Source organism: Agrococcus jejuensis (genome assembly GCF_007679035.1).
Classification (GTDB): Bacteria; Actinomycetota; Actinomycetes; order Actinomycetales; family Microbacteriaceae; genus Agrococcus; species Agrococcus jejuensis_A.
On sequence record NZ_VEFR01000001.1, the window covers coordinates 1,040,818 to 1,066,149 of the forward strand.

The 25,332-nt window shown below is 71.6% G+C and carries 22 protein-coding genes, 1 tRNA gene and 1 pseudogene; 11 read left to right on the forward strand and 13 right to left on the reverse strand.

Annotated features, from left to right (window positions below; all coding sequences use genetic code 11):
* Window positions 1–29: 29 nt before the first annotated feature.
* The 5 genes and pseudogenes from FS793_RS05010 (at window position 30) to FS793_RS16550 (ending at window position 4,854) form a co-directional block, all read left to right on the forward strand.
* The gene (locus tag FS793_RS05010) at window positions 30–1,094 is read left to right on the forward strand and encodes an ABC transporter substrate-binding protein (protein ID WP_144719147.1); all 1,065 of its coding nucleotides are present in this window, start codon (window positions 30–32) and stop codon (window positions 1,092–1,094) included.
* Window positions 1,091–2,203, forward strand: coding sequence for a FecCD family ABC transporter permease (locus tag FS793_RS05015; RefSeq protein WP_144719150.1), 1,113 nt, complete (start codon window positions 1,091–1,093; stop codon window positions 2,201–2,203). The genes FS793_RS05010 and FS793_RS05015 overlap by 4 nt, the downstream gene beginning before the upstream one ends.
* The gene (locus tag FS793_RS05020; protein WP_144719152.1) at window positions 2,200–2,985 is read left to right on the forward strand and encodes an ABC transporter ATP-binding protein; all 786 of its coding nucleotides are present in this window, start codon (window positions 2,200–2,202) and stop codon (window positions 2,983–2,985) included. Before FS793_RS05015 ends, FS793_RS05020 begins: the two co-directional genes overlap by 4 nt.
* Window positions 2,985–3,476 (forward strand): annotated as a pseudogene (locus FS793_RS16545) (FAD/NAD(P)-binding protein); the annotation flags it as partial. The gene FS793_RS05020 and the pseudogene FS793_RS16545, both read left to right, overlap by 1 nt.
* 766 nt (window positions 3,477–4,242) lie before the next feature.
* Window positions 4,243–4,854: a hypothetical protein gene (locus tag FS793_RS16550; RefSeq protein ID WP_260980071.1), complete on the forward strand. Its 612-nt coding sequence runs from the start codon at window positions 4,243–4,245 to the stop codon at window positions 4,852–4,854.
* Between the two features lie 62 nt (window positions 4,855–4,916).
* On the opposite strand, the gene FS793_RS05030 is transcribed toward FS793_RS16550, so the two are convergent.
* The 4 genes from FS793_RS05030 to FS793_RS05045 all read right to left on the reverse strand — a co-directional run bounded on the left by FS793_RS05030 (window position 4,917) and on the right by FS793_RS05045 (window position 9,536).
* Entirely contained in the window at window positions 4,917–7,676 is a 2,760-nt protein-coding gene (locus FS793_RS05030) for a hypothetical protein (RefSeq protein WP_144719154.1), read from the reverse strand.
* 232 nt (window positions 7,677–7,908) lie between these two features.
* Window positions 7,909–7,980 (reverse strand) — tRNA-Gln (locus tag FS793_RS05035).
* Between the two features lie 78 nt (window positions 7,981–8,058).
* The gene (locus FS793_RS05040; protein WP_144719156.1) at window positions 8,059–8,784 is read right to left on the reverse strand and encodes a hypothetical protein; all 726 of its coding nucleotides are present in this window, start codon (window positions 8,782–8,784) and stop codon (window positions 8,059–8,061) included.
* A complete protein-coding gene (locus FS793_RS05045; RefSeq protein ID WP_144719158.1) occupies window positions 8,781–9,536 on the reverse strand; it encodes a hypothetical protein in 756 nt (251 codons plus the stop codon). The genes FS793_RS05040 and FS793_RS05045 overlap by 4 nt, the downstream gene beginning before the upstream one ends.
* Before the next feature lie 146 nt (window positions 9,537–9,682).
* Here FS793_RS05045 and FS793_RS05050 point away from each other — a divergent pair, with 146 nt between their 5' ends.
* On the forward strand, window positions 9,683–11,662 hold the full coding sequence (locus FS793_RS05050) for an acyltransferase family protein (protein WP_186329332.1): 1,980 nt from the start codon (window positions 9,683–9,685) through the stop codon (window positions 11,660–11,662).
* A gap of 21 nt (window positions 11,663–11,683) precedes the next feature.
* Here FS793_RS05050 and FS793_RS05055 read toward each other — a convergent pair whose 3' ends face one another.
* The 3 genes from FS793_RS05055 to FS793_RS05065 are packed head-to-tail and all read right to left on the reverse strand — an operon-like array spanning window position 11,684 to window position 14,886.
* The gene (locus FS793_RS05055) at window positions 11,684–12,595 is read right to left on the reverse strand and encodes an NAD(P)/FAD-dependent oxidoreductase (RefSeq protein ID WP_313959362.1); all 912 of its coding nucleotides are present in this window, start codon (window positions 12,593–12,595) and stop codon (window positions 11,684–11,686) included.
* A 2-nt stretch (window positions 12,596–12,597) separates the two neighbouring features.
* Window positions 12,598–14,091 (reverse strand): glutamate--tRNA ligase, encoded by a 1,494-nt coding sequence (gene gltX, locus FS793_RS05060; protein ID WP_260980028.1) that lies wholly within the window; start codon window positions 14,089–14,091, stop codon window positions 12,598–12,600.
* Between the two features lie 48 nt (window positions 14,092–14,139).
* On the reverse strand, window positions 14,140–14,886 hold the full coding sequence (locus tag FS793_RS05065) for a MerR family transcriptional regulator (protein WP_144719164.1): 747 nt from the start codon (window positions 14,884–14,886) through the stop codon (window positions 14,140–14,142).
* A gap of 69 nt (window positions 14,887–14,955) precedes the next feature.
* On the opposite strand from FS793_RS05065, the gene FS793_RS05070 reads away from it, so the two are divergent.
* Complete coding sequence (locus FS793_RS05070; protein ID WP_144719166.1) at window positions 14,956–16,149, forward strand: low temperature requirement protein A; 1,194 nt, start codon at window positions 14,956–14,958, stop codon at window positions 16,147–16,149.
* 49 nt (window positions 16,150–16,198) lie between these two features.
* Here the strand turns inward: FS793_RS05070 and FS793_RS05075 are convergent, their stop codons facing one another.
* Entirely contained in the window at window positions 16,199–16,882 is a 684-nt protein-coding gene (locus FS793_RS05075; RefSeq protein WP_144719168.1) for a DUF937 domain-containing protein, read from the reverse strand.
* 120 nt (window positions 16,883–17,002) lie between these two features.
* On the opposite strand from FS793_RS05075, the gene FS793_RS05080 reads away from it, so the two are divergent.
* A complete protein-coding gene (locus FS793_RS05080; protein ID WP_144719170.1) occupies window positions 17,003–18,268 on the forward strand; it encodes a glutaminase in 1,266 nt (421 codons plus the stop codon).
* Window positions 18,269–18,298: 30 nt separating this feature from the next.
* On the opposite strand, the gene FS793_RS05085 is transcribed toward FS793_RS05080, so the two are convergent.
* From FS793_RS05085 to FS793_RS05100, 4 genes are read right to left on the reverse strand one after another with little or no spacing between them, the layout of a single operon-like run.
* Window positions 18,299–19,291 (reverse strand): YeiH family protein, encoded by a 993-nt coding sequence (locus FS793_RS05085; protein WP_186329333.1) that lies wholly within the window; start codon window positions 19,289–19,291, stop codon window positions 18,299–18,301.
* An 8-nt stretch (window positions 19,292–19,299) separates the two neighbouring features.
* Entirely contained in the window at window positions 19,300–20,064 is a 765-nt protein-coding gene (locus tag FS793_RS05090; protein WP_144719174.1) for a fumarylacetoacetate hydrolase family protein, read from the reverse strand.
* A complete protein-coding gene (locus FS793_RS05095) occupies window positions 20,064–21,161 on the reverse strand; it encodes a branched-chain amino acid aminotransferase (protein ID WP_144719176.1) in 1,098 nt (365 codons plus the stop codon). Before FS793_RS05095 ends, FS793_RS05090 begins: the two co-directional genes overlap by 1 nt.
* A gap of 9 nt (window positions 21,162–21,170) precedes the next feature.
* Window positions 21,171–22,217 (reverse strand): 3-isopropylmalate dehydrogenase, encoded by a 1,047-nt coding sequence (locus FS793_RS05100; RefSeq protein ID WP_144719178.1) that lies wholly within the window; start codon window positions 22,215–22,217, stop codon window positions 21,171–21,173.
* A 197-nt stretch (window positions 22,218–22,414) separates the two neighbouring features.
* Here FS793_RS05100 and FS793_RS05105 point away from each other — a divergent pair, with 197 nt between their 5' ends.
* Together FS793_RS05105 and FS793_RS05110 are read left to right on the forward strand one after the other, a co-directional pair.
* The gene (locus FS793_RS05105; protein ID WP_144719180.1) at window positions 22,415–22,669 is read left to right on the forward strand and encodes a DUF6458 family protein; all 255 of its coding nucleotides are present in this window, start codon (window positions 22,415–22,417) and stop codon (window positions 22,667–22,669) included.
* The gene (locus tag FS793_RS05110; protein ID WP_144719182.1) at window positions 22,669–23,082 is read left to right on the forward strand and encodes a VOC family protein; all 414 of its coding nucleotides are present in this window, start codon (window positions 22,669–22,671) and stop codon (window positions 23,080–23,082) included. Before FS793_RS05105 ends, FS793_RS05110 begins: the two co-directional genes overlap by 1 nt.
* Window positions 23,083–23,142: 60 nt before the next feature.
* Here the strand turns inward: FS793_RS05110 and FS793_RS05115 are convergent, their stop codons facing one another.
* Window positions 23,143–24,717 carry an MFS transporter gene (locus FS793_RS05115; protein ID WP_144719184.1) on the reverse strand — a complete coding sequence of 525 codons (1,575 nt, stop codon included), beginning with the start codon at window positions 24,715–24,717 and terminating at the stop codon, window positions 23,143–23,145.
* Between the two features lie 51 nt (window positions 24,718–24,768).
* On the opposite strand from FS793_RS05115, the gene FS793_RS05120 reads away from it, so the two are divergent.
* Window positions 24,769–25,308, forward strand: a complete 540-nt coding sequence (locus tag FS793_RS05120; RefSeq protein ID WP_144719186.1) for a TetR/AcrR family transcriptional regulator — start codon at window positions 24,769–24,771, stop codon at window positions 25,306–25,308.
* Window positions 25,309–25,332: the final 24 nt, after the last annotated feature.

A 25,332-nucleotide genomic window follows, 5' to 3' on the forward strand; every position in this document is an offset into this window, starting at 1 on the left:
GCACCATCCCTCCCACCAGGAGCAGCACCATGCACGCACGCCCACGCATCCCGGCCCTCGCGGCCCTCACCGCCGCCGCCCTCGTCCTCACGGGCTGCGGCACCGTCACCGCCGAGGAGCCGGCCGGCGACGCCGACGGCGCCTTCACGGTCGTCGACGACCAGGACCGCGAGGTCGAGATCGCCGGCCCCGTCGAGCGCGCCGTCGTGCTCAACAGCTACGCCAACGAGTTCGTGCGCGCCATCGGCGCCGGCGACACCGTCGTGGGCGTCGACCGCACGTCGCTCACCCGCCTGCCCTACCTGCCCGTCGACGACTCGGCGGTCATCGCCGAGGGCCTCGACCAGCTGAACTACGAGGCGATCGCCGAGCTCGACCCCGACGTCGTCGTGCTGCCGCGCAACGCCGTCTGGCAGGAGGCCGCGCAGCAGCTCGAGGGCTTCGACATCCCCGTCGTCGTCGCCACCGCGTGGGACTACGCGGCCTTCGAGAACACCGTCGATCTGCTCGGACAGGTCTTCGGCGCCGAGGAGGGAGCGCAGGAGCTGCTCGACTTCCACACCGAGATCGACGACCTGCTCACCGAGCGCACCGAGGGCCTCGAGCCCGTGTCGGTGTACCTCGAGACGGTCGACCCGTACCTCAGCGTGCTGCCCGGATCGGGCTTCCACGCGCTCATCGAGGCCGCGGGCGGCGAGAACGTGTTCGCCGATGCCGCCGGCGGCGACGCGCAGGAGGAGATCACGGTCGACCCGGCCGAGATCGTGACGCGGAACCCGGCGGTGATCCTGCACGAGTTCGAGCCGAGCGCCGCACCCGTCGACCGCTTCCAGGCGCTCGCCGACGAGATCGTCGCGCGCCCTGGCTTCGCGGGCGTGCAGGCGGTGCAGGACGGCCAGATCTACGTGACGAACGGCTGGGCGACGAGCGCGATCGCGAAGTCGATCGGCGCGCTGTACCTCGCGACGTGGCTGCACCCGGAGGCGTTCGCCGACGTGGATGCCGACGCGTACCTCGAGCGCTGGGTCACCGAGTTCCAGGACACCGAGTTCGAGGGTGCCGACGCCTACGTGCAGGGACCGTTCGGCCAGTGACCTCCAGCTCCACGAAGCACCAGGCGGCTTCCGCCGCTCCCGCTCCGGGCGTCGACGACGATCTCGTCGCCGACGCCCGGCGACGGGGCGGCGCGAAGGCGGCGCTGCTCATCGGCGGCACCGCGGTGAGCGTGCTCGCCCTCGCGACGGCCGTGATCATCGGCACGTCGGGCGCCAACCTCGGCCACGTGGCGCAGACGGTGTGGCTCAGCATCGTCGGCGGCTCGATCTCGGGCGAGATGATCACGTACTACCCGATCATCCAGGAGCTGCGTCTGCCGCGCGTGCTGCTGGCGTTCCTGGCCGGCGCAGGCCTGTCGGTGTCGGGCGTCATCATGCAGGGGCTGCTGCGCAACCCGCTCGTGAGCCCGTTCACGCTCGGCGTCTCCCCCGCCGCCGCGTTCGGCGCGGCCCTCGCCATCACGATCGCCGGCACGACGACGCTGCCGCCGATCGCCACGATCGCGAGCGCGCTCGTCGTGTCGCTGGCGGTGTCGGCCATCGTGCTGTCGGTCGCGACGATCAAGCGCATGGCGGTCGCGACGCTGCTGCTGCTCGGCATCGCCGTGACGCAGCTGTTCGAGGCCATGACCGCCGGCCTGCAGTTCCTCGCGAGCGAGAACACGCTGCAGGCGATCGTGCGCTGGACGTTCGGATCGGTGAACGACGCGAACTGGGACGACGTGCGCGTCGTCGGCATCATCGTGGCCCTCGCGGTGCCGATCACGCTGTGGTTCGCGAAGGACCTCAACGCGATCGCCTTCGCCGGCGACGACGCTGCGCGCTCGCTCGGCGTCAAGGTGACGCAGCTGCGCGTCGGCCTCATCGTGGTGGCGGTCATCCTCGCCGCCGTCATCGTGTCGTTCTGCGGCGTCATCGGCTTCGTCGGCCTCGTCGGCCCGCACATCGCGCGGCTCGTCATCGGCGCCGACCACCGATCCCTCGTGCCGTTCTCGGTGCTCACCGGCGGCCTGCTGCTGCTCGTCGCCGACACCGCCGGCCGCACCGTGCTCGCGCCGGCCGTCGTGCCCGTGGGCATCGTCGTGGCGTTCATCGGCGCACCGATCTTCATCAACCTCATCCTCACGAGGAAGACGTCGCTGCGATGACCCTCACGATCTCCGACGTCCGCTTCTCGTACGGCAAGCGCGAGGTGCTCGGCGGCGTCTCGTTCGAGGTGCCCGCAGGCAGGTTCTGCGCGCTGCTGGGCCCGAACGGATCCGGCAAGTCGACGCTCGTGAAGGTGCTCGCGCAGGTGCATCGCGCATCCGGCGGGTCGATCGCGTTCGACGGCACGGATGCGTCGAGCCTCGACCGCCGCAGCCACGCCCGCACGGTGGCGTACGTTCCGCAGAGCGGCGAGGCGCCGTTCGACCTCACGGTGCGCGAGGCCGTGCTGCTGGGCCGCACCCCGCACTTCGGGCTCGCACCGCGTGCGATCGACTGGAACCACGTCGAGGAGGCGATCGACCTGCTCAACCTGGGCGACCTCGTCGACCGCAACGTCTCCGAGCTGTCGGGCGGCCAGGCGCAGCGCGCGCTCATCGCCCGCGCCGTCGCGCAGGACACCCCGGTGATCGTGCTCGACGAGCCGACGAGCGCCCTCGACCTGCGCTACCAGATCGAGACGCTGCGACTCGTGCGCCGACTGACGCGCGAGAAGGGCGTCACGGCGCTCATCGCCATCCACGACCTCAACCACGCCGCCCGCTACTGCGACCAGATCGTGCTGCTGCACGGCGGCCGCATCGTCGCCGACGGCACCCCCGAGGAGGCGCTGCAGGCGGATGCGCTGAGCGACGTCTACGGGCTGCCGATCACGGTCGAGCAGCGCGACGGCTCGGTGGAGGTGCGGCCGGCGGTCGACGACGCCATCGAGTACCGGATCTGATGGCCGCGTCGTCTGGGGCGTTCGACGTCGTGATCGTCGGCGGTGGCCCGCGCGGCGTCGCGACGGTGCTGCGGCTCGCGGCGCGCGTCGGGGCGGATGCGCCGCCCGTGCGCGCGGCGATCGTCGACGCCGTCGAGATCGGTGCCGGGGCGACGTGGCGCACCGACCAGCCGGCCGCGTACCTCAACAACACGACGGCGGCCGCCACGACGATCCACCCCGACGACTCGACGCCCATGTCGGGACCGGCGGCGCCGGGTCCCGACCTCGTCGCGTGGGCGGCGCAGGTCGTCGCGGCCGGCGAGCACCCCATGGGCGCGTGGGTCGTCGACGAGGCTGCGACGCTGCGCGGCGACGACTTCCCGACCAGGCGCTTGCAGGGCGCGTACTTCCGCGACCAGCTCGAGGCGGCGATCGCATCCGGCCGCGTGCTCGTAGAAGAGACGATCGGCCTCGCGATCGACGTGCGCTCGCACGACGGTGGCGCGACGGTCGTGCTCGAGGATGGGCGCGAGCTGTCGGCGCCGACCGTCGTGCTCGCGCAGGGCATGGTGCAGGCGCAGCCGACGACCGAGGTCGCCGCGCTCGCGGCGTTCGCCGAGCGGCACGGCCTCGCCTACGTCGGGCCGGGGATGCCTGGCGAGCAGGACTGGTCGCTCGTGCCCTCCGCCGCGACCGGCTCCGAGCCGCCCGTCGTGCTCGTGCGCGGCCTGGGCGCGACGTTCTTCGACGTCGTCGGCGACCTGGTGAGCCGGTGGGGCGGATCGTTCGAGCCCGTGCCGCGCGACCCGCACGGCCGTCTGCGCTACGCGCCGAGCGGCCGCGAGCCGCGCCTCGTCGCAGGCTCGGGCCGCGGCCTCCCCTACCGCGCCAAGCCCGACGGCGGCCTGGTCGCGCCCGGCACGCCTCGGTACGCCACGCCCGAGCGCTTCGCGCGCTGGGAGGCGTCGACAGGCTTCGACCTGCGCCGCGACGTGTGGCCCGTGCTGGCACGCGACTTCGCCTTCGCGCATCTCGACGCGCTCGCTCGCGCACGCCCGGATGCGGTCGCGCCCGGCTGGCTCGACGCGCTCGACGCGGCGACCGACCTCCCGTCGATCGAGCGCGTGCTCGGCGAGTGGATCCTCGACGAGCGCGAGCGGTGGCACGTCGACTGGCTGCGTCGCCCCACGCGCGGCGCGCCCGTGGATGCGGCTGCCTGGGCCGAGATCGTGCAGCGGCACGTCGACGACGAGCCCGCGCGCGGCGGTCAACCGCATGATGCAGGCGCTGCGCGGCCAGGTCGTGCGCCTCGCGCTGCGGGGCGCCCTCACGGGAAAGTCGGCCGTGCACGACGTCTTCGGCTGGTTCGACGGCGACGGCCTCTTCCTGGCGTCAGGCCCGCCCGCCGGCCGCACGCGCGAGGTGCTCGCGCTCATCGAGTCAGGCGTGCTCGACCTGCTCGGCCCCGAGCTGACGATCGAGCGCGACGAGGCCTCTGGACGCTTCGTCGCCTCCTCGCCGATCTCGGGTCGTCGCGAGTCGGCGTCGGTGCTCGTGGAGACGCGCATGTCGAAGGGCCGCGTCGGCTCGACCTCCGACCCGCTGCTGCAGTCGCTGCTCGGCCGTGGCGCCGCTCGCCTGCACGCGTTCTCCGGCGTGCAGGGCGACGGCCTCGACACCTCCCCCGCCGACGTCGACGAGGCGTCGCCATCAGGCCACAACCTCGTCGCGGCCGACGGGACCGCTGACCCGTCGATCGTCGTCCTCGGCATCCCCGCCTCGACGACCCAGCCCGGCTCGGCGATCGGCGCGACCCCCGGCAAGCCCTCACCCCTGCTGGCGGGCGCCGACGTGGCAGCGAAGCAGGTCCTCCTCCGCCAGCACTGACGCCTTCCCAATGACGGCCGCCGAGTGCGACTCAGCGCGGCGACATCAGCGCACGGATACGGTCATGAGCGCAGGCGTCTCAGCACGACTGGTTTGGCCAGCGGGATCTCGACAATCTCGACGACCACGAACTCGCCAATATTCAGCCCATCTGCTTCTGCACCCCGAAGAAGACCGTCCGTTCCCGCGGGCAGCTTGACGAAGAGGCCATAGTCGGCTCGCTTACGCACTTCGCCAAGGTAGCGATCCAATGGCGACAGAACGAGGCGCGGATGAGGTCTTTCGCGGTCGGATCCCAACAACATCGCGATCTCCGCCTGAGCCTCGCGGAGCTGTGCCATGATCTCGGCACGACGTGAGGAGAGGGCTCTGCGACGCCAGAAAGGCGCGGCTGCCGGAAGGTTCAGCAATTCCGATATCAGCTTGGTGATGGTGACTTTCGCAACTCTGTTGCGAGCGGACCGCTTTTCGTTTGTGTGCTTCCGTTGAGCTTCCGCCGTGGCACGACGCGCCCGCTCCTCTTCTACAATCTGCCTCTGTATCTGCCGCTCACGCTCCTGGGCGGCAGCAGCCGCGCGGCGCATCTCCATCTCGCGGGTCCGCCGCAACTCGTTCGTCTCCACGACGTCGCGGACACCTGCTAGAAACCGCTCTCGCGCGGCCAGGACGTCTCGCAGGTGGCGGCTCGCCTCCGATTGCTCCCGTGCCGCCTCTTGCTGCTCGCCACGTGCGCGCGCTTGCTCTTTGACGGCCGAATCGTGCGCATCCTCAATCCATGCTTGCAACGTCGGGAGTTGCGATTGCCCCAACTGGCTGATGTACCAGCGCTCATCGTCGTGTGCATCAGCGAGCCACTTTTCCGCAACGGATCCTCGTTCAACGGCTTTCGCCAGACGTGACTCCGCCGCTGCCAAAGTCGGTTCTGGCAACGGTTCGCCGATGGTTATTGAAGCCGTCGTGCTCGCAAATTTCTCTTTCAGCGCCTCGACCGACGCATCGATGCCGCGGACGAGATCCGATTGCGCTTGACGCGCACGACGTCGCTTCTTTGCCTGGTCAGCGCGCTTGGCCGCTTGCTTGGCGCGAACCTGACTCGCCTCGTTGCGGTCATAAAGCTCGGAGGCGACCGAAGAGGCTCGGACTACTGAATGCCTCCACTCCGCGTATGCCAGGACCTCTCGAGCAGCGAGGAGCGAACCGAGGTCATCGTCCGCCGCCTCACTCACGGCGCGAACAGCGGCCTGGACGGCCTGTGCGAACCGCTCGAGTCGGTGCGCGAACGGTCGACGAGGGTCCGGCCCGCCGAGGCTGAAGAACGACCGATCGCGAGGCGACCCGGGCTTCGAGAGGAGGGCAAATGCGGGATCCTTAAGCGCGCTAGATGACTCCGCCGCCAATCTTCGGGCCTCGTTCGCGACCGCCTCACGGATCTCGTTCTCGTCCTCCGCCGGGGTCAACGCAAGGGCGAACCGGTTCGGAAGCGACCCTTCAAAGCGCGCTCGAAGCACCGCGCGCACGTCCTCAAGAAACCAGTCTTCCGCAAGTCCAGAGAGCCCCGCCGCCTTCCGAAGGGCGATGAGAAAGCGCAAGCGTTGAAGCTCGGCGTCGTCTGGGCCGGATGCCTGAGGTCCAAGTAGGGCTGCTGACTCCAGTCGTTCCGAGCGTAGCGACGAAAGGTCGACTCCCTCTCGGGACGCCTCCGACGTCACGGTGACAATCAGCGCATCAGCCTGCGCTCGCCATCGCTCCAATTGGTAGTCGGCCTGCGCTGCGAACCTCAGCCCGGTGACTTCAGCCAGCGAGGTGAGGACATGGTCCCCCTCAACCACACCGAGCCACTCAAGCGATTCAGGGTCGCCCTCATTTGCCTGGCAAATTTGTTGAGCGATCGACTCCGCATCCAGTCGGATGCCCTGAAACTCCACGTCTCCGTCAGGATCGAGGACGCCTTGTAGTTGGATGAACTTCGAGGTCACAGTCTGAGGTGAATTCAGAATCGCGATGGCCGTTTCCATCCCTCCTGCTGCAGCCAGGAAGGTCATCGCTCGAGGGTCTACCCCCCTCTCTAGCTCCTCAACCGCAGCACGCCAATGCACGCGCATCTGTTGCGCCATCTCACTAGGCGTCTCGACGAGCTCAGGGCTCCAGCTGGGTCGGTAGAACAGCGTCGTAAGGACGTCCCGGTCGCGATTGCCGGCCGGCGACCCCCGCTGGGCCTCAACAAATCGCAGGTGAACGGAAGGACTCCCCTCGAAGTCGGCGCTCCGCACGACCTCCACTTCGACGACGACATTCGAAGAGTCGGAATCTGACTCGTGCGTACGTACGGTAAACGCGACAGACTCGACCGGGTCAGTGTCATTCCGTGACGCATCCTCGCGTTCGAGTGCTGCGCGGACTAGCGAATCGAGATCGTTGGGAACTTCGAGGAACTCCGTGATGACGTCGAGTCGGTTGCTGGTATCGGACACTGAAACCGTTCGAGCGTGGCGCTGGAAAGCGGGCTTCAACTTGACAGCGAGCTCAGGTAGCTCGACTTCCAAGCGCGGGACCAGGTCGAAAGCCCACAAGGGGGGCAGCTCCGCAGCGGGCTCGCTTCCGAACGGCGAGGCAGCGCCAGCCAGGTAGGTACGCGAACGCACAGGGGCCGACGATCCCTTCGCAATGGTCTGGCTTGCGCGTCCCATCGAGTAGTACTTGCCGTCGTACGTTCCGCGGGCTTTCAACGATGCGATCTGCTTGCGCGTCGCTGGCTTCGACCAACGACTGGAACTTGAGCGTCGCGACACGACAATCCGTTCTCTCAACTGCGCAACCAGCAAGTCGCATTGAACGATTGGTCGCTCTTCGCTACACGGGGATGCGTTAGGTGGATGCTAGCGAACGGAGCAGACACGCTGTTATGAGCGACGTCCGTTTCCGCACCGACGCAGGATGTTGCGAGATGCCCGGTCCCGGGATCACTGCGCGCTCGACCCGGACGCCGTGTGAAGCTGGCTCCAAAAGGAAGGGAGAACGAGAGAAGCGCCACCCTTCCGGGTGACGCTTCGCTTGCTGGGGTACCTGGACTCGAACCAAGAACAACGGAACCAGAAACCGCCGTGTTGCCAATTACACCATACCCCAATGGCCCTCGGGCCAGTGATCGAGCATAGCCGACCCACGGCCCTCGCGCGAATCGGCGCCGACGCCGCGTGGCGCGCGTCAGCCGACCTCGAACACGGTCGTCAACGTGCACGCGCCCTCGGCGGTGCACTCGATGCGGCCCGAGGTCGTCATCCCGAACGCGTCGCTGCCGTCCACCTGCACGAGCGTGGTCTCCCCCGTGCGCACACCCTCCGCGACCGCCGACGCAGCGGCATCCGCCAGTCGATCCGACCAGCGCCAGTCGAGCATCTGCGCGAGCACGTCGACCCGCTGCATGAGGCGCGTGAAGTCGCCGAATCCCAGCGCGTCCTCCGTCACCTCGAGCCGCACCCAGTCGCCGCGCTCGGTGGTCGCCGTGATGCTCGACGCCCACGCCTCCACGCCGCCCGCCGGCCCCACGACGGTCGTCTGGATGCCGCCGGCCGACGGCTCGAGCACGACGGTCGCGTTCTCCTGCATGCCGAGCTCGGATGCGGGCTGCGGCAGGTGCAGAAGGTTGAACGATGCTTGGCTGTGCAGCTGCGCGTAGGCTATGCCCGCCGGCGTCATCTGGGTCTGCCCCAGCCGCGACACCTCGGCGAGCGACGGTGGCGCCGACGCCTCCTGCAGCGCATGGCTCGCGAGGATGCTCGTCACGATCGGCGTCGCCGCCACGAGCAGCAGCCCGACGCCGATCGACACCCACCGCACGACGAACCGCCGGCGTGTGCGCCGTTCGGGTGCCGACAGGCCGCGCCGCTCCTCCGCCACGACAGGTGGCCGAGGAGGCGCGAGCACGGTCATGACCCCGTCGCCACCTCGGTCGGCTCGAGCACGTAGGTGAGGCTGCAGCTGCCGCCGCCGTCGCACGCGACCTCGGCGCCGACGGGGATGCCCATGGCCGTGCCCGCGTCGAAGGTCGTGTCGTAGGGCTCGCCGTCGCGCACCGCGGCGCCGACCTCGTCCTCGAGCGTGGCCTGCATCTCGGGGGTGAACGCCCAGCCGAACTGGGTCGTGCCGTCCTGCATCGCGCGCACGATGGCCGGGAACTCCGCCCAGCCGAACGTGTCGAGCTCGGCGGCGATGCTCGTCACGACGCCACCCTCGGTCGTCACCGTCATCTGCCGCATGAGCGAGCGGAAGTAGCCCTCGTCATCGATGCCGCCGCCGCGACCGACGAAGAACGTGGTCTGGATGAGGCCGATGCTGCTCGACGCGACGACCGACTCGTCGTCGGCCATGCCCACCTCGTCTGCCGTGAGTGGCAGGTCCGAGAGGTTGAACGACGCCGTCTGCCGCTGCGCGATGTACGCGAGCCCCGCATCCGTCATCTGCGACGTGTTGTCGGCCGAGATCTCGTCGGCGGTCGGCGGACGATCCTCGGTGATGCCGCTGTTCATGAGCAGCACCGTGGTCAGGACGACGCCCACGATCACGACCAGCGCGACGATCGGGAAGATCCAGCGGCGGATGCGGGCGCGGCGCGCCTTGCGCTCCTGCGGACTCAGCGCGCCGTCGCTCGAGGCGTTCGTCTCGCGCTCGTCCAGCAGAGTCATCGCCGCACCTCCCCAGCGCTGCCAACGGTACCAGCGACACCTGCGCGCCGCCTGGGGCGGATAGGCTGCCGACGCCCGCGCCAGCATCGAGACCGGCGGAGTCCCCGATGGCCCAGACCCTGCCGCATGCCCGCAGACGCGCGGACGTGCAAGGCCTGCGCGCCATCGCATCGCTGCTCGTCGCCGCCTACCACGTGTGGCCCGGCGCGGTCTCGGGCGGCGTCGACGTGTTCTTCGTCATCACGGGCTTCCTCGTCGTGCCCGGCGTCGTCGACGCCATCGCCCACCGCGGGCCGCGCGCGGCCGCGCGCGCCATCGGCCGCACGCTGTCGCGCCAGCTGCCGATGGGCGGCATCGTGCTCGCGGCCGTGACGGTCGCGGTGCTCGTCGCGTGGCCCGCCTACGTGCATCGCCGCATCCTCGTCGACGTGGTCGCGTCGGCGACGTGGTGGGAGAACTGGCTGCTCGTCGACCGATCCACGAGCTACCTCGACGCCGGCATCATCCCCTCCCCCGTGCAGCACTTCTGGGCGACGTCGGTGCACGTGCAGGTCGTCGTCGTGCTCGTGCTGCTCGTGCTGGCCGCGACGCTGCTCGGCCGCCGGCTCGCCCAGCCGCGCCTGCCGCTGATCGTGCTCGCCGCGGCGACGGTGCTGTCGTTCTGGTGGGCGCTGCTGCACGTGCTCGCCGAACCCGATGCGGCCTACTTCGACAGCGCCGCACGACTGTGGGAGTTCGGCGTCGGCGCGCTCGCGGGCATCGGTGCGACCCGCATCCGACCGACCGCGGGCGCACGCACGATGCTCGGGGTCGCGGGGCTCGTGCTCGTGCTCGCCGCCGGCCAACTGTCGCGCTTCGGCGACCACCCCGGCGTCGTGACGCTCGTGCCCGTCGCCGGCGCCGTCGCGCTGCTCGTCGCCGGCACCGCCCCCGGCGGCATCGCGACCCGGATGCTGACGTGGCGTCCGCTCGTCGCGATCGGCGGGCTCTCGTGGGGCCTGTACCTGTGGTGCTGGCCCCTGCTCATGGCCTACCGCCTCGTCGCGCCCGAACGTGCCGCGACGCATCCGATCGTCGACGGCCTGCTGCTCATCGTCGCGGCCGGTGCGCTGTCGTGGGCGTCGGGCCGCCTCATCGCGGCCCTCGATCGCGCCGCCAGGTGGCGACCGTCGCGGCTCGCGCTGCCGCTCGTGGCCACCGGTGCCGTCGTGCTCGCGGCGACGGCGGGCACGCTGCCCACGACCCCGCCCACGATCGGCTCGATCGCGAGCGTGCAGCAGGCGCAGGCGCAGATCGAGGCGACGATCGCCGCCTCCGACTACGCGGGCACCGAATGGCTCGGCGAGGCCGCGCAGGCGCCCGAGTGGGTCGAGGACGACTGCCTCGACGTCGGAGACGACCGCGTCGATCGCTGCATCTACGGACCCGAGGATGCAGCGCTCGAGATCGCGGTGGTCGGCGACTCGCACGCCGTGTCGTGGCTGCCCGGCCTGCGCGCCGGCCTGCCCGACGCCCGCATCCAGGTGCTCACGCGCGGCATGTGCACGTTCTCGACCGTGACGACGCTCGGGGATCCCGACCACTGGCGGATGTGCCAGGACCACGCCGACTGGGCGACCGACCGCATCCTCGCCGACGAGCCCGACCTCGTGATCGTGGCCAACGGCCAGCACAGCCTGAGCGGCGCGACCGACGACGGCGTCGAGGTGCTCGAGCCGTCCGTCACCCTCGAGCGCCTGGCAGCGGGCACCGTCGAGCGGCTCGCGCCCGTCACCGACGCCGGCGTGCCCGTGCTGTGGCTCGACGGCGCTCCACCGAACTCCGCGTACGCGTCGTGCGCCGTGCCCTTCGCGATCGAGTCGATCGATGCACGCTGCACCGTCGACCGCGTCGAGCTCATGGCGGCGCGAGTCGTCGCCTTCACGGCGGCTGCGGCCGACGTGCCCGCCATCCGCGTCGCCGACCAGACCGGGTGGTGGTGCTCGCTCGAGAGCGGCCTCTGCCCCGTCACGATCGACGGCATGCTCGTGACCGCCGACGGCAACCACCTGTCCTGGATGCTGTCCACCGCGTACGGACCGCTGCTCGCGAGCGAGGTCGCGGCAGCGCTGCAGCGGCGCGGCTAGCGCCCGGGCGAGCGTGCGCGGCTAGCGTCCGGCGGCGATGAGGTCGCGGTTGATGACCGACGACGCGATCGTGCCCTCGCCCGCCGCGACGGCGAGCTGGCGGAATCCGGGCGTGATGTCGCCGGCCGCGTAGATGCCGGCGACGCTCGTGCGCTGCGAGCCGTCGACCACGACGAGGCCCTCGTCGTCGCGCTCGAGGCCGAGCAGGTCCGCGAAGCCGATGCTCGCGTGCCACCGCGGGCGCACGAAGCCCGCCGTGCGCGTCGAGCGGCGACCGTCGTCGAGCACGATCGCCTGCATCCCCTCGCGGTCGCCCTCGATCGCCGCGATGGGCGTGCGCTCCACGGGGATGCCGAGGGCGGCGAGGCGCGCCTCGTCGTCGGCCGAGACGTCGCCGACGCCGTTCGTGAACACGACGAGGTCGTCGGTGTGCCTGCGGATGACGAGCGCACGCTCGGCGAGGTCGTCGGTCTCGCCGATGAGCGCGAGCGCCTGGCCGCGCTTGTCGTAGCCGTCGCAGTCCATGCACGAGTGCAGGCTCGTGCCGTACCAGGGGCGCACCATCGACGGCAGCGGCAGCGCCTCGGTGAGACCCGTCGCGACGAGCACCGCGGGGCTGTGCACCTCGGTCTGCTCATCGCTGCCCGGCCGCTTCGCCACGGTCACGAAGCCCCCGGGCACCGGCGAGATCGAGTGCACGATCGTGCGCTCGTACGTCACGGTCGGATAGGCGAGCACCTCGTCGCGGCCGAGGGTGCGCAGCTCGAGCGGCGAGATGCCGTCGCGGCTCAGGAAGCCGTGGCTCACGAGCGTCGCGGCGTGCCGCGGACGGTTGGAGTCGAGCAGCACGACGCGGCGCTGGGCGCGCGCGAGGTTGAGCGACGCCGCGAGCCCCGCGGGCCCGGCGCCGATCACGACGACGTCGACGTCCACGCTCAGATGCGACCCATGAGGCGCTGCAGGCGCGCGACGGTCTCGTCGCGGCCGAGCAGCACCATCGACTCGAACAGCGGCGGCGAGATGCGGCGACCCGACAGGGCCACGCGCAGCGGCGCGAACGCGAGGCGCGGCTTGAGGCCGAGGCCGTCGATGAGCACCTCGCGCAGCACGCGCTCGACGTCCTCGATCGTGAACGGCACCGCCTCGTCGGCGAGCGCAGCGGATGCGGCGGCGAGCGTCGCGTGCGCGTCGTCGCGCAGCGAGCCCAGCGCGTCCTCCTCGTAGTGCACCTCGTCGGTGGTGAGGAAGAGGAAGCGCAGCATGCCGTCGGCCTCGCCGAGCAGCTGCATGCGCTCCTGCACGAGCGGTGCGGCCTCGGCGAGCAGCGCGAGCTCGGCCTCGGTCGGCGGCGTCGAGAGCGCGTCGCCGAGGTAGGGCACGAGGCGCTGGGCGAAGTCGGCGGGGTCGAGCGCGCGCACGTGGTCGCCGTTCAGCGACTCGGCCTTCTTCGCGTCGAAGCGCGACGGGTTCGGCAGCACGTCGGCGACGTCGAACGCGGCGACGAGCTCGTCGCGCGTGAAGACGTCGCGGTCGGCCGACAGCGCCCAGCCGAGCAGCGAGAGGTAGTTGAGCAGGCCCTCGGGGATGAAGCCGGCCTCGCGCAGCAGGAACAGGTTCGACTGCGGGTCGCGCTTCGACAGCTTCTTGTTGCCCTCGCCCATCACGTAGGGCAGGTGGCCGAAGTTCGGGATGGCATCGACGACGCCGATGTCGGCGAGCGCACGGTAGAGCGCGATCTGGCGGGGCGTCGACGACAGCAGGTCCTCGCCGCGCAGCACGTGCGTGACGCCCATGAGCGCGTCGTCGACGGGGTTCACGAACGTGTACAGCGGCTGGCCGTTGGGGCGCACGACGACGAAGTCGGGCGACGAGCCCGCGGGGAAGGTGATCTCGCCGCGCACGAGGTCGTCGAACGAGAGGTCCTCGTCGGGCACGCGCAGGCGCAGGCTCGGCTGGCGGCCCTCCGCGCGGAAGGCGGCCTTCTGCTCGTCGGTGAGGTCGCGCTCGTGGTTGTCGTAGCCCTGGCGCGGGTCGCGGCCGGCGGCGCGGTTGCGCTCCTCCATCTCCTCCGCGGTCGCGTACGACTCGTAGAGGTGGCCGGCCTCGACCAGACGGTCGATGATGCCGCGATAGATGTCGCCGCGCTGCGACTGGCGGTACGGCTCATGCGGTCCGCCGGTCTCGACGCCCTCGTCCCAGTCGATGCCGAGCCAGCGCATCGCGTCGAGCAGCTGCTCGTACGACTCCTGGCTGTCGCGGGCCGCGTCGGTGTCCTCGATGCGGAACACCAGCCTGCCGCCGGTGTGCCGCGCGTACGCCCAGTTGAACAGGGCGGTGCGGATGAGGCCGACATGCGGGGTGCCGGTCGGAGAGGGGCAGAAGCGGACGCGCACGTCGGCGCCCGTGGCAGTGGAGAAGGGGACGCTCATGGCGAGTCCCATCCTAGGCGGCGGCCGTGCCGCGGCAGCCATGCCTCCTCAGGCGGGCTCGTCGCCCTGCCGCTCCTGCTGCGCGCCCAGGATCGCGTCGGCGCGCGCCATGACGTCGAGCTGCGCCACGGAGTACAGCTCGAGCATCGTGCGCACGACCGTCGCCTGCATCTCGGCGGGACTGCGCGAGCCGTGCCCCATCGGGTCGGTGACCCACGACCACCGCGCACGGATCTCGGCCAGGTAGGGCGCGAATCGCTCGGCGAGCGCCTGCCGGGTCGCCTCGTCGGCATCCTCGGGCAGGGCCTCGAGCTCCTCGTCGAGCGGCGTGCGACCGAGCTCGCCGATCATCTCCCGCATGCGCTGCATCCCCTCGTCGTCGTAGATCCGCGAGTACACGAGCATGAGCGCCCGGTCGGCTGCGCTCATCTGGCTCGCGACCTCGCTGAAGCCCTCCGGCAGGTCGGCAGGGGCACCGTGCTCGACGATCGACGCGACCTCGTCGCGCACGCGCTGCAGCCTGGCGATCTGCACCCCGAGCTCGTCGTCGAGCGCGCGCAGCGCATCCGTGCCGCTGCTCGGATCGTCGATCATGTCGCCGATGCGGGCGAGCGGGATGCCGAGGTCGACGAGCCTGCGGATGCGCAGCAGGCGCAGCAGATGCGCGGCCCCGTACTGCTTGTAGCCGTTCATGCGCCGCTCCGGCTCGGGCAGCAGCCCGACCGAGTGGTAGTGCCGCACGGTCTTGAGGGTCGTGCCTGCGAGCTCCGCGAGCTCCCTCGTGCTCCACGCCATGCGCCCAGGCTGCCACGGCGGGCCGGGAACGGACTGCTCGTCGGTCGAGAGGTCTGCCATCATCGCGACATGGCGGATGCGCGGTTCGGGATGCGGCGCAACGTGCTGCGGCAGGACGGATCGGGCGACCCCGATCGCGTGACGTTCATCGAGCTGTTCTTCGACCTGGTGTTCGTGTTCGCGCTGACGCAGCTCTCCGCGTACCTGTACGAGCACCAGGACCTGCTCGGCGCGTTCGAGGGCGCGATCATGGTCTGCGCGCTGTGGTGGGTGTGGATCTCCACCACCTGGGTCACGAACTGGCTCGACCCGGAGCATCTGCCCGTGCGCGCCGCGGTCGTCGCGCTCGCGTTCGTCGCGTTCATCCTGAGCGTGTCGATCGCGGAGTCGTTCGGCGACCGGGCGTGGGCCTTCGCGATCGCCTACGTCGTGCTGCAGCTGGGCCGCACCGTCTTCATGGCGTGGGCGGCGTGGCGCCACGACCGCGAGCTCGCGGAGCTCGTGCTGCGGCTGCTCTTCTGGCTCGGCGTCGGCGCCGTCTTCTGGATCGCGGGCGCCCTGCTGCCGCTGCCCGCGCAGCTGCCGCTGTGGTGCGCGGCGCTCGTCGTCGACTACGTCTCGGCGAGCACCGGGTTCCGCACGCCTGGGCTCGGCGCGGCGCCCATCGAGCGCTGGGACCTGACCGGCCCGCACATCGCCGAGCGCGCAGCCCTGTTCGTGCTGATCGCCCTCGGCGAGTCGTTCCTCGTGACGGGGTTCGCGTTCGTGGCGAAGGAGACGAGCGTCGCATCCGTCGTCACGATGATCAGCGCGTTCGTCGCGGCCGCTGCGATGTGGTGGATCTACTTCGACCATGGCGAGCGGATGGGCTCGGAGGCGATCGCACGATCGAAGGCCCCCGGCCGGCTCGCGCGCACCGCGTACACCTACGTGCACCTCGCGGTGATCGCCGGCATCGTGGTGATGAGCGTCGCCGACAAGGAGATGCTGTCGCATCCCGACGAGGCTGGGCTCGCGGGAACGCTCGCGATCCTCGGCGGCCCGGCCCTGTTCCTCGTCGGCACCGTGCTGTTCCGGTACGTGCTCGAGCACCGCTGGCTGCCGACGCAGCTCGCGGGGATCGGCGCGCTCGCCGCCGCCGGCGCCCTGGCGCCGTTCGTGCCGCCGGTGGCGCTCGGCGTGGTCGCGACCCTCATCCTCGTCGCGGTCGGTGCCGCAGAGTCGATCGTGCGCATCCGAGAGGGTCGGCGCAGCGGCGGATGACCTCGGGCACGGTGGCGACCGCGCTCCGCGCGCAGCCGCGCCGTGCTCGCTAGCGGCGGCCGCCACCCAGCAGGCCACCCAGCAGGTCGCCGAGGACGTTCCCACCGGCCTGCTGCTGCCCTCCGCCGCCACCACCCAGGATGCCGCCGAGCAGGTCGCCGAGCCCGCCGCCGCCCGACTGCCGCTGCTGCGCCTGTGGCGAGGGCGACGGCGTCCGGCCGCTCGTCGTCGGCAGCGTGCCGCCAGCACCGCCACCCGAGTTCGCGAACGGGTTGTCGCGGCGCGTCGGCAGCGCCGCGCCACCGCCCGAGGGCTGGGTCGGCGCCTGCCCGCCGCCCGAGAAGAGCCGCTGCGCGAGCCACGCGAGCACGATCGGCGCGACGATCGGCAGGATCCTCCGCACGATGTCGCCCATCGCGCCGCCGCCGCTCGCGCCACCGAGGGCCGCCGCGACCTGATCGGCCTGCCCGCCGAACACGTTCTGCACGATGCGCTCGCCGTCGTCGGGGTCGACGTCGCCACCGAGGCGAGCGTCGAGCGCGCCGGCATGCTGGCCGAGCGCCCGCTCGAGCGACGCCGCGCCGGCCTCGTCCTGCGCGTTCGCCTGCATCCCGCCGACGAGCGCGGGCAGCACCGACTGGATCGCGCGCCGCGCATCCGCCTCGTCGACGCCGGCCTGCCGCGCGATCCGCGCGACGGGCAGCTGGGCCATGAGCTCCTGGATCTCGGACACGAATCGCCACCTCTCCGCGCCGGGCTGCTCAGCCCTGAGCGCGCGGCCAGGCTACGCCCGTCTCGTGCGACGCGACCGTGCCCGTGCCCGTGCGTGGTGGATCTGTGGTCGAGTGGACGCATGCGCTCACCGCTGTCCGACTACCTGACCGAGGTCCTCGAGGCCTGCTCCGATGAGGATGACGGCGAGACGGCCTCCTACATCCCCGAGCTCGCCGACGCCGACCCGGATCGGCTGGCACTCGCGCTCGCCACCCCCGACGGCACGCGCTACGCCGTCGGCGACGCCGAGCTGCGCTTCTCGATCCAGTCGATCTCGAAGCCGTTCGCATATGCCCTCGCGCTCGTCGACCACGGCCTCGACGCCGTGCTCGAGCACGTGGGCGTCGAGCCCTCGGGCGAGGCGTTCAACGAGATCTCGCTCGATCCCACGACGAACCGACCGCTGAACCCCATGATCAACGCGGGCGCGATCACGGTGCACTCGCTGCTCTCCGACGAGCGCGTCGCCTCCGGCTTCGCGGCCTTCGCCGGTCGCGAGCTCGAGGTCGACGACGAGGTCTTCGCCTCCGAGCTCGAGACGGCCGACCGCAACCACGCCATCGCGTACATGCTGCGCAACCACGGCATCATCGACGCCGACCCTCACGCGGTCGTCGAGGGCTACACGCGGCAGTGCTCGTTGCTCGTCGACGTCGGCGACCTCGCCGTCATGGCCGCGACGCTCGCGAACGCGGGCACGCATCCGGTGACGGGCGAGCAGGTCGTGCCGCGATGGGTCGCGAGGCAGGCGCTCTCGGTCATGACGACGTGCGGCATGTACGACGCGGCAGGCGACTGGTTCACGCTCGTCGGCATCCCCGCGAAGTCGGGCGTCTCGGGCGGCGTCATCGGAGCGCTGCCCGGCAAGGGCGGCTTCGCGGCGTTCTCCCCGCGCCTCGACGCGCACGGCAACTCCACGCGGGGCGTGCGCATCTTCGAGCGCCTGTCCGGCGACATGGCGATGCACCTCATGGAGGTGCCGCCCGCGGCTCGTCCGCTGACGCACGGGCACGCGGCGAAGGACGGCGACGGCGACGGCGACACGGACTCGATCTACGAGCTGCAGGGCGCGGTCGACTTCATCGGCATGGAGCGGCTGCTCACCGAGCTCGAGAAGGAGGACGAGGGCGAGCGGGAGATCGTGCTCGACCTCGCCCGCGTGCACGAGGTGCGCGACGTCGGCCGCCGCATGCTCCTCGAGGGTGCCCGGCGCCTCGCCCTCGACGGCCACTCCGTGACCTTCGTCGATCCCGACGACATGCTGGAGACGGGCGACGCCGGCGTGATCGACGTCGGCGACGGCCCCGAGGCGCAGGTGGTGCGCGAGCGCGACTCCCGGCCCTGACGCCCGAGGCCGCGCGGCATCGAGGCGAGGCTAGACGAGCTGCACGATCGCGAGCGCGGTCGCCGCGATGCCCGTGGATGCGCCGACCGCCACGAGCACGCCGCGCCAGTCCTGCCGCACGAGGTCGACGATGCGCACGCGCGAGAGCAGGCCGACGAGCGCGGAGGCGAGCAGCAGCTGCTGCACGAAGCCGACGACGTCGAGCACCGCGTCGGGCAGCGGCACGAGCGCGCGCACGGCGACCGCCACGAGGAAGCCGACGACGAAGAGCGGCACGATCGGCGGGCGCTCCCCCGCGCCGTCGCCCGACCGGCGGCGCTGCGCCGCGACGAGCGCGGTCATGGGCGCGAGCGTGACGACGCGCACGAGCTTGACGACGACGGCGAGCGCCAGGGCGCCCGGGCCGGCGATGGCTGCCGTCGCCACCACCTGGCCCACGTCGTGCACGCTCGCGCCCGTCCACGCGCCGAACGCCGCGTCGTCGAGGCCGAGCGGCACGCGCAGCAGCGGCAGCACGCCGATCGCAGCCGTGCCGCACAGGGTCACGAGCGCCACCGGCGTCGCCTGGTCGCGCTCCGACGCGCCACGCGCCTGCGCGACGGCACCGATGGCCGAGGCGCCGCAGATCGAGAAGCCCGCCGCCATGAGCACCCGCTGATCCGCCGACATCCCCGCGAGGCGCGCGAGCGACCAGGTGAGCGCGAACGCCACGCCCACGAGCGCCACGACCGCGACGATGAGCACGGGGCCGAGCGCCACGACGTCGGCCACGACCACCTGCAGCCCCAGCAGCACGATCCCCGCACGCATGAGCGTGCGGCCCGCGACCTTCGCGCCCGGCACGAGCCGCGCATCCGCCGCGAGCGGCGTCTGCCCCAGCGCGAGGCCGAGCAGCACCGACAGCGTGAGCCATGGCACGTCGACGCCGGCGGCGAGCAGGGCGTGGTGGATGCCGAGGCCCGCGAGCGCGATGCCGACGCACGCGGCGACGCCGGCGAGCGCCGACCGCGGCACGAGCGCCACGGGGCGGGTCAGCCCTGCACGACGGGGTTGCGCAGCGTGCCGAGCCCCGCGATCGACACCTCGACGGTCTGCCCGGCCGCCATGGGTCCGACGCCCGCGGGCGTGCCCGTGAGGATGACGTCGCCGGGCAGCAGCGTCATGGCCGCCGAGACGTGCTCGACGAGCGTCGGGATGTCGAAGATGAGGTCCTTCGTCGAGCCCGACTGCTTGGTCTCGCCATCGAGCCGCGTCTCGACGAGCACGTCGGCGACGTCGAGGTCGGTCTCGATGCCCGGCCCGAGCGGGCAGAACGTGTCGAAGCCCTTCGCTCGCCACCACTGCCCGTCGGACTGCTGCAGGTCGCGCGCCGTCACGTCGTTCGCGATCGTCCAGCCGAACACGTGGTCGAGCGCATCCGCCTTGGCCACGCGTCGCGTGACGCGGCCGACGACGAGCGCGAGCTCGCCCTCGAAGTGCACGTTCGACGACTCCGGCGGCAGCACGATGGGGTCGCCCGGGCCGATCACCGAGGTGTTCGGCTTCAGGAACACGAGCGGCGACTCGGGCACGTCGTTGCCGAGCTCGGCGGCGTGCGCCGCGTAGTTGCGGCCGATGCCGACGACCTTCGACCGCGGGATCACGGGCGCGAGCAGCTGCACCTTCGACAGCGGGATGCGCTCCCCCGTCGTGTCGAAGCCCGCGAACAGCGGGTCGCCGGCGAGCACGACGACGTCGGTCTCGTCGACGACGCCGAAGACGATGCGGCCGTCGTGGCTGGCGCGGACGATCCGCATCAGCGCGCCCCGGTGAGCTGCGTCATCCAGCCGCGCGTGTCCTCGGCGCGGCCGTACTGCAGGTCGGTGAGCGCCGCGCGCAGCGTCATCGTCACCGGGCCCGCGGGCGCCTCGGCGTCGCCGAACGCATCCGCCTCGTCCTTCGCCTTGATGGCGCCGATGGGCGTGATGACGGCGGCGGTGCCGCAGGCGAACGCCTCCACGATCTCGCCGGAGGCGACGCCGTCGCGCCACTCGGCGAGCGTCACGGTGCGGTGCTCGACCGTGTGCCCCAGGTCGCGCGCGATCTCGAGCAGCGAGTTGCGGGTGATGCCGTCGAGGATCGACTCCGACTTCGGCGTCACGAGCGTGCCGTCGGCCTTCACGAGCACGACGTTCATGCCGCCGAGCTCCTCGAGGTTCGCGTCGCCCGACTCGTCGAGGAACAGCACCTGCGCGCAGCCGTTCGCGAACGCCTCCTGCGTCGGCAGCAGGCTCGCGGCGTAGTTGCCGCCGCACTTCGCGGCGCCCGTGCCGCCCTTGCCCGCACGTGCGTACTCGCGCGACAGCCAGATCGACACGGGCTTCACGCCGGCCGGGAAGTACGGGCCCGCGGGGCTCGCGATGACCGAGTACAGCACCGTCTGCGCGGCGCGCACGCCGAGGAAGACCTCGTTGGCGATCATGAACGGTCGCAGGTACAGCGAGTCCTCGCCGCCCGACGGCACCCACGCCTCGTCGATGCCCACGAGCTGCACGAGCGACTCCACGAAGTCCTCGGTCGGCAGCTGCGGCAGCGCGAGGCGCTGGGCCGAGCGCTGCATGCGCGCGGCGTTCTGGTCGGGGCGGAACGTCCACACCGAGCCGTCCTCGCGGCGGTACGCCTTGAGGCCCTCGAAGATCTCCTGGCCGTAGTGCAGCACGGCGGAGGCCGGATCGACCGCGAAGGGGCCGTACGGCTGGATGCGCGCGTCGTGCCAGCCGTCCTCGACCGTCCAGTCGATGACGGCCATGTGGTCGGTGAAGTGCTTGCCGAACCCGGGGGCGGCGAGCACGGCGGCGCGCTCGGCCTCGGTCTTCGGGCTGGCGGATGCGGTGGTCGTGAACTGCAGGGCCATGGTGGCTCCTTACGCTGCTGCGACGAGGGCGGCGATGCGGTCGCCGGTCGCGGAGGTGGTGGTGGATGCCGGGCGGCTCGCGACGTCCTGGTCGACGGCGTCGCGGATGCGCCTCGCGGCGTCGGCGTAGCCCTGGTGCTCTGCGAGCAGGGCTGCCGACAGGATCGCCGCGGTGGGATCGGCCGTGCCGGTGCCCGCGATGTCGGGCGCGGAGCCGTGCACGGGCTCGAACATGCTCGGGAAGGTGCCGTCGGGGTTGATGTTCCCCGAGGCTGCGAGCCCGATGCCGCCGGCGATCGCGCCGGCGAGGTCGGTGAGGATGTCGCCGAACAGGTTGTCGGTGACGATGACGTCGAAGCGGCTGGGCCGGTCGACGAGGAAGATCGTGGCGGCGTCGACGTGCAGGTAGTCGACGGCCACGTCGGGGTGCTCGGCGGCGACGGCGTCGGTGATGCGACGCCACAGGCCTCCGGAGTGCACGAGCACGTTGGTCTTGTGCACGAGCGTGACGCGCTTGGACCGGGTCTCGGCGAGTTCGAACGCGAAGCGCACGACGCGCTCGACGCCGTACGCGGTGTTGACGCTCGTCTCGTTCGCGATCTCGTGCGGCGTGCCGACGCGGATCGACCCGCCATTGCCCACGTACGGGCCCTCGGTGCCCTCGCGCACGACGACGAAGTCGACGTCGCCGGGATCGCGCAGCGGGCTCTCGACCGCGGGGTGCACGACCGTGGGGCGCAGGTTGACGTAGTGGTCGAACGCGAAGCGCAGCCGCAGCAGCAGCCCGCGCTCGATGATGCCGCCCGCGAGCCGCGGATCGGTGGGATCGCCACCGACGGCGCCCAGGAGGATCGCATCGTGCGTCGCGATCTTGGCCATCGTGTCCTCGGTGAGGATCTCACCGGTCTCGAGGTAGTGGGCCGCGCCGAGCGCGAACTCCGTCTCGACGAGGTCGACGGTGCCAGCGAGCGCAGCGCGCAGCACCTTCCTCGCCTCGCCCGTGACCTCGGGTCCGATGCCATCGCCGCCGATGACGGCGAGCTGCAGCTGCTCCACACGTACCTCCCGACCTCCGACCCTATCGGCGGCGTGCGCCTGCGCGAGCACGCCGCCCGGCGACGAGTGGCGGTGAGGGAAGCACAGCGATGCGGCGGTGTCCAGGGCCGGACTCGCGCGCCAGGCTCGGGCTACCGTCGGGCGACGATCGTCGAGCGCTCCCCCATCCCCAGCTCGACGAGAATGGAGAGTCGCTCATGCTCGGATTCGGAATCTTCCTGCTCGCCGTCGGCGCGATCGTCGCCTTCGCCGTCCCCGGCCTCTGGCAGGTCCCCGGCGTCGACTGGATGCTCATCGGCTACATCCTGCTCGGCGCCGGACTGCTCGTGACCATCGCCGGTGCCGTGCAGATGGCTCGCCGCAGCGGCTCGCGCACCGTGCGCTCGACGAGCGTCGACCCCGGCACGGGGACCCGGGTCGACCGCGTCGAGCGCCGCGACGACATCGTCTGATGGCGTCGAGCGTGGAGCGTGCGGCGCCGACCATCGGCGGCGTGCACCACGTCGCCATCACCGTGCGCGACCTCGACGCGAGCGTCGCCTTCTACGAGCGACTGCTCGGCGCACCACCGGCCGCATCGCTCGAGGGCGACGGCCTGCGACGCAGGCTGTTCGCCCTGCCGGGCGGCACGAACCTGGGGCTCACGCAGCACGACGTGCCGCCCGACGACGACTTCAGCCCCTTCCGCCCCGGCCTCGACCACCTCGGACTCGGTGTCGAGTCGCGCGACGAGCTCGTGCGGTGGGTGCACCACCTCGATGCGGAGGGCATCGCCCACGACGGCATCGTCGACGTCGAGTACGGCTCGGCGCTGAGCATCAAGGACCCCGACGGGGTCGCGCTCGAGCTGTTCGTCGGAGCCTGACGCCGACGCAGGCGACCGATCGACGACGCCCCGCGGCACGCATGCCGCGGGGCGTCGTCGTCAGCGCTCAGCCTCGGCGATGGCGATCGCAGCCGTCGACGGGCGCCCGTCGCGGCCGCGCACGAGGCGCCACCACGTGAGGAACGCGGCAGCCGCGATGAGCAGCGCGCCCGCACCCGCAGTCCACACGACGCCGGCATCGAACGCGTGGCGAGCGGCCTCGGCCAGCGCGGCACCCGCCTCGCCGCCGACGGCGTCGGCGACGTGGATGCCGCCGCTCAGCGTCTCCTCGGCGCGGGCCGCATCCGCGGCGCCGATGCTGGCGGGCACGACGAGCGTGGCCTGGTAGACGGCCGTGAGGATGCCTCCGAGCACCGCGGTGCCGAGGACCGCACCGAGCTCGTAGGCCGTCTCGGACACGCCGGCGGCCGCGCCCGCCTTGTCGACGGGCGCGCTCGCGAGCACGAGGTCGTTCGACAGCGTCTCCGCCGCGCCGATGCCGGCCCCGAGCAGCGCGAACGCGGCGGCGATCGCCGCGACCGAGATGTCGGCGCCCAGCACCGCGACCGTCACGTACGCGATCGTCGAGGCGACGAGCGCCCCCACCATGACGACCTCCTGGCGGATGCGTCGCACGAGCCGCACCGAGCCGAGGCCCGCGAGGATCATGGCGGCCGTGCCCGGCAGCAGCACGAGGGCCGCCTCGAGCGTCGACATGCCCACGACGAGCTGCAGGTGCTGCGTGAGGAAGAAGAGGAAGCCGACGAGCGCCACGACCGACAGCAGGTTGACGAGCACGCCGGTCGAGAACGCGCGGTCGCGCAGCAGCGCGAGGTCGAGCATGGGGTGCTCGGCGCGGTCCATGCGGCGCACGAAGAGCACGCCCGACGCGGCGGCGAGCGCCACGAGGCCGATGGCGACGACGTCGATGCCGTCGGTCGCGAGGTGCTTGATGGCGGCGGCGAACGGTGCCAGCGTCAGCATCGCGAGCACGATGCCGATGAGGTCGACGCGCGGGGCCGCAGCGTCGCGGCTCTCGCGCACGAGCAGCGGCACGAGCACGAGCAGCGGCAGCAGCAGCGGGATCGCGAGCAGGAAGATGCTGCCCCACCAGAAGTGCGCGAGCAGCAGGCCGCCGACCGACGGGCCGACCGCGGAGCCGACCGAGAAGCCGGTCGCCCAGATCGCGATGGCGAGGCGGCGCTGCACCCGGTCGAGGAAGAGGCTGCGCAGGAGCGACATCGTCGAGGGCATGAGCGTGGCACCGAAGAGGCCCTGCAGCGCACGGCCCGCGATGAGCCACTCCGCGGTCGGCGCGAAGGCGCACAGCACCGACACGACGCCGAAGCCGACGGCACCGATCATGAGCAGCCGGCGGCGGCCGAAGCGGTCGCCGAGCACGCCCATCGGCACGAGCAGACCCGCGAGCACGAGCGGGTACACGTCGACCATCCAGAGCTGCTGCGCGCCGGTGGGCTCGAGGGCTCCGGCGATCTGCGGCAGGGCGAAGGCGAGCACGGTGTTGTCGATCGCGACGAGGAGCACGGGCAGCATGAGCACGGCGAGCGCGATCCACTCGCGCGCTCCGGCGCGCGAGGCCCCCGTGTTCGAGGCATGGGTCTGGATCGTGGACATGGCATTCACTGTACCGTCTGGACGGTACAGTCGGCAACGTATGCTGGAGGCATGCCCGAGCGACCCACCGCCCGCGAAGCGATCCTCGACGCCTTCGTGGAGGTGGTGGTCGAGCAGGGCGAGCGCGCTGCCACGTTGCAGGCCGTCGCCGAGCACGCGGGCGTCTCGAAGGGCGGCCTGCTCTACCACTTCGGCTCGCGTGAGGCGCTCGTCGAGGGACTCGCGGAGCGGCTGGACGCGTTGGGCGCCGAGGATGCGGAGGCGTTGCGCGGCGAGGCGGATCCCGTCGCCCGCTTCATCCGCGGCTCGATCGTGCGCGAGACGGCGATCGACCGCGCGTTCGTCGCAGCGTTCCGCCTCATCCAGTCGGAGCAGCATCCGTCGCTGCGTCAGGCGCTGCAGCGCGTGGACGACGGCTACCGCGGCGTCCTCGCCGACGCGATCGGCGACGACCTCGCGCCCGTCGTCGCGCTCATGAGCGATGGCATCTACCTGCGCTCGGGCCTCGACCCCGCGTGGGCACCGAGCGCCGACGACGTCGAGCGCATCATCGCGGCCGTCGACGACATCGTGCGCCGCGCCCGCGACTGACGCGACCCGACCGTCGTCGAGACG

Bases quoted from the DNA above. Each gene is read 5' to 3' on its own strand.
- FS793_RS05010 (WP_144719147.1), top strand. From the start codon at position 30: ATGCACGCACGCCCACGCATCCCGGCCCTCGCGGCCCTCACCGCCGCC.
- FS793_RS05020 (WP_144719152.1), top strand. From the start codon at position 2,200: ATGACCCTCACGATCTCCGACGTCCGCTTCTCGTACGGCAAGCGCGAG.
- FS793_RS16550 (WP_260980071.1), top strand. From the start codon at position 4,243: ATGATGCAGGCGCTGCGCGGCCAGGTCGTGCGCCTCGCGCTGCGGGGC.
- FS793_RS05040 (WP_144719156.1), bottom strand. From the start codon at position 8,784: ATGACCGTGCTCGCGCCTCCTCGGCCACCTGTCGTGGCGGAGGAGCGG.
- FS793_RS05045 (WP_144719158.1), bottom strand. From the start codon at position 9,536: ATGACTCTGCTGGACGAGCGCGAGACGAACGCCTCGAGCGACGGCGCG.
- gltX (WP_260980028.1), bottom strand. From the start codon at position 14,091: ATGAGCGTCCCCTTCTCCACTGCCACGGGCGCCGACGTGCGCGTCCGC.
- FS793_RS05065 (WP_144719164.1), bottom strand. From the start codon at position 14,886: ATGGCGTGGAGCACGAGGGAGCTCGCGGAGCTCGCAGGCACGACCCTC.
- FS793_RS05070 (WP_144719166.1), top strand. From the start codon at position 14,956: ATGGCGGATGCGCGGTTCGGGATGCGGCGCAACGTGCTGCGGCAGGAC.
- FS793_RS05080 (WP_144719170.1), top strand. From the start codon at position 17,003: ATGCGCTCACCGCTGTCCGACTACCTGACCGAGGTCCTCGAGGCCTGC.
- FS793_RS05090 (WP_144719174.1), bottom strand. From the start codon at position 20,064: ATGCGGATCGTCCGCGCCAGCCACGACGGCCGCATCGTCTTCGGCGTC.
- FS793_RS05095 (WP_144719176.1), bottom strand. From the start codon at position 21,161: ATGGCCCTGCAGTTCACGACCACCGCATCCGCCAGCCCGAAGACCGAG.
- FS793_RS05105 (WP_144719180.1), top strand. From the start codon at position 22,415: ATGCTCGGATTCGGAATCTTCCTGCTCGCCGTCGGCGCGATCGTCGCC.
- FS793_RS05110 (WP_144719182.1), top strand. From the start codon at position 22,669: ATGGCGTCGAGCGTGGAGCGTGCGGCGCCGACCATCGGCGGCGTGCAC.
- FS793_RS05115 (WP_144719184.1), bottom strand. From the start codon at position 24,717: ATGTCCACGATCCAGACCCATGCCTCGAACACGGGGGCCTCGCGCGCC.
- FS793_RS05120 (WP_144719186.1), top strand. From the start codon at position 24,769: ATGCCCGAGCGACCCACCGCCCGCGAAGCGATCCTCGACGCCTTCGTG.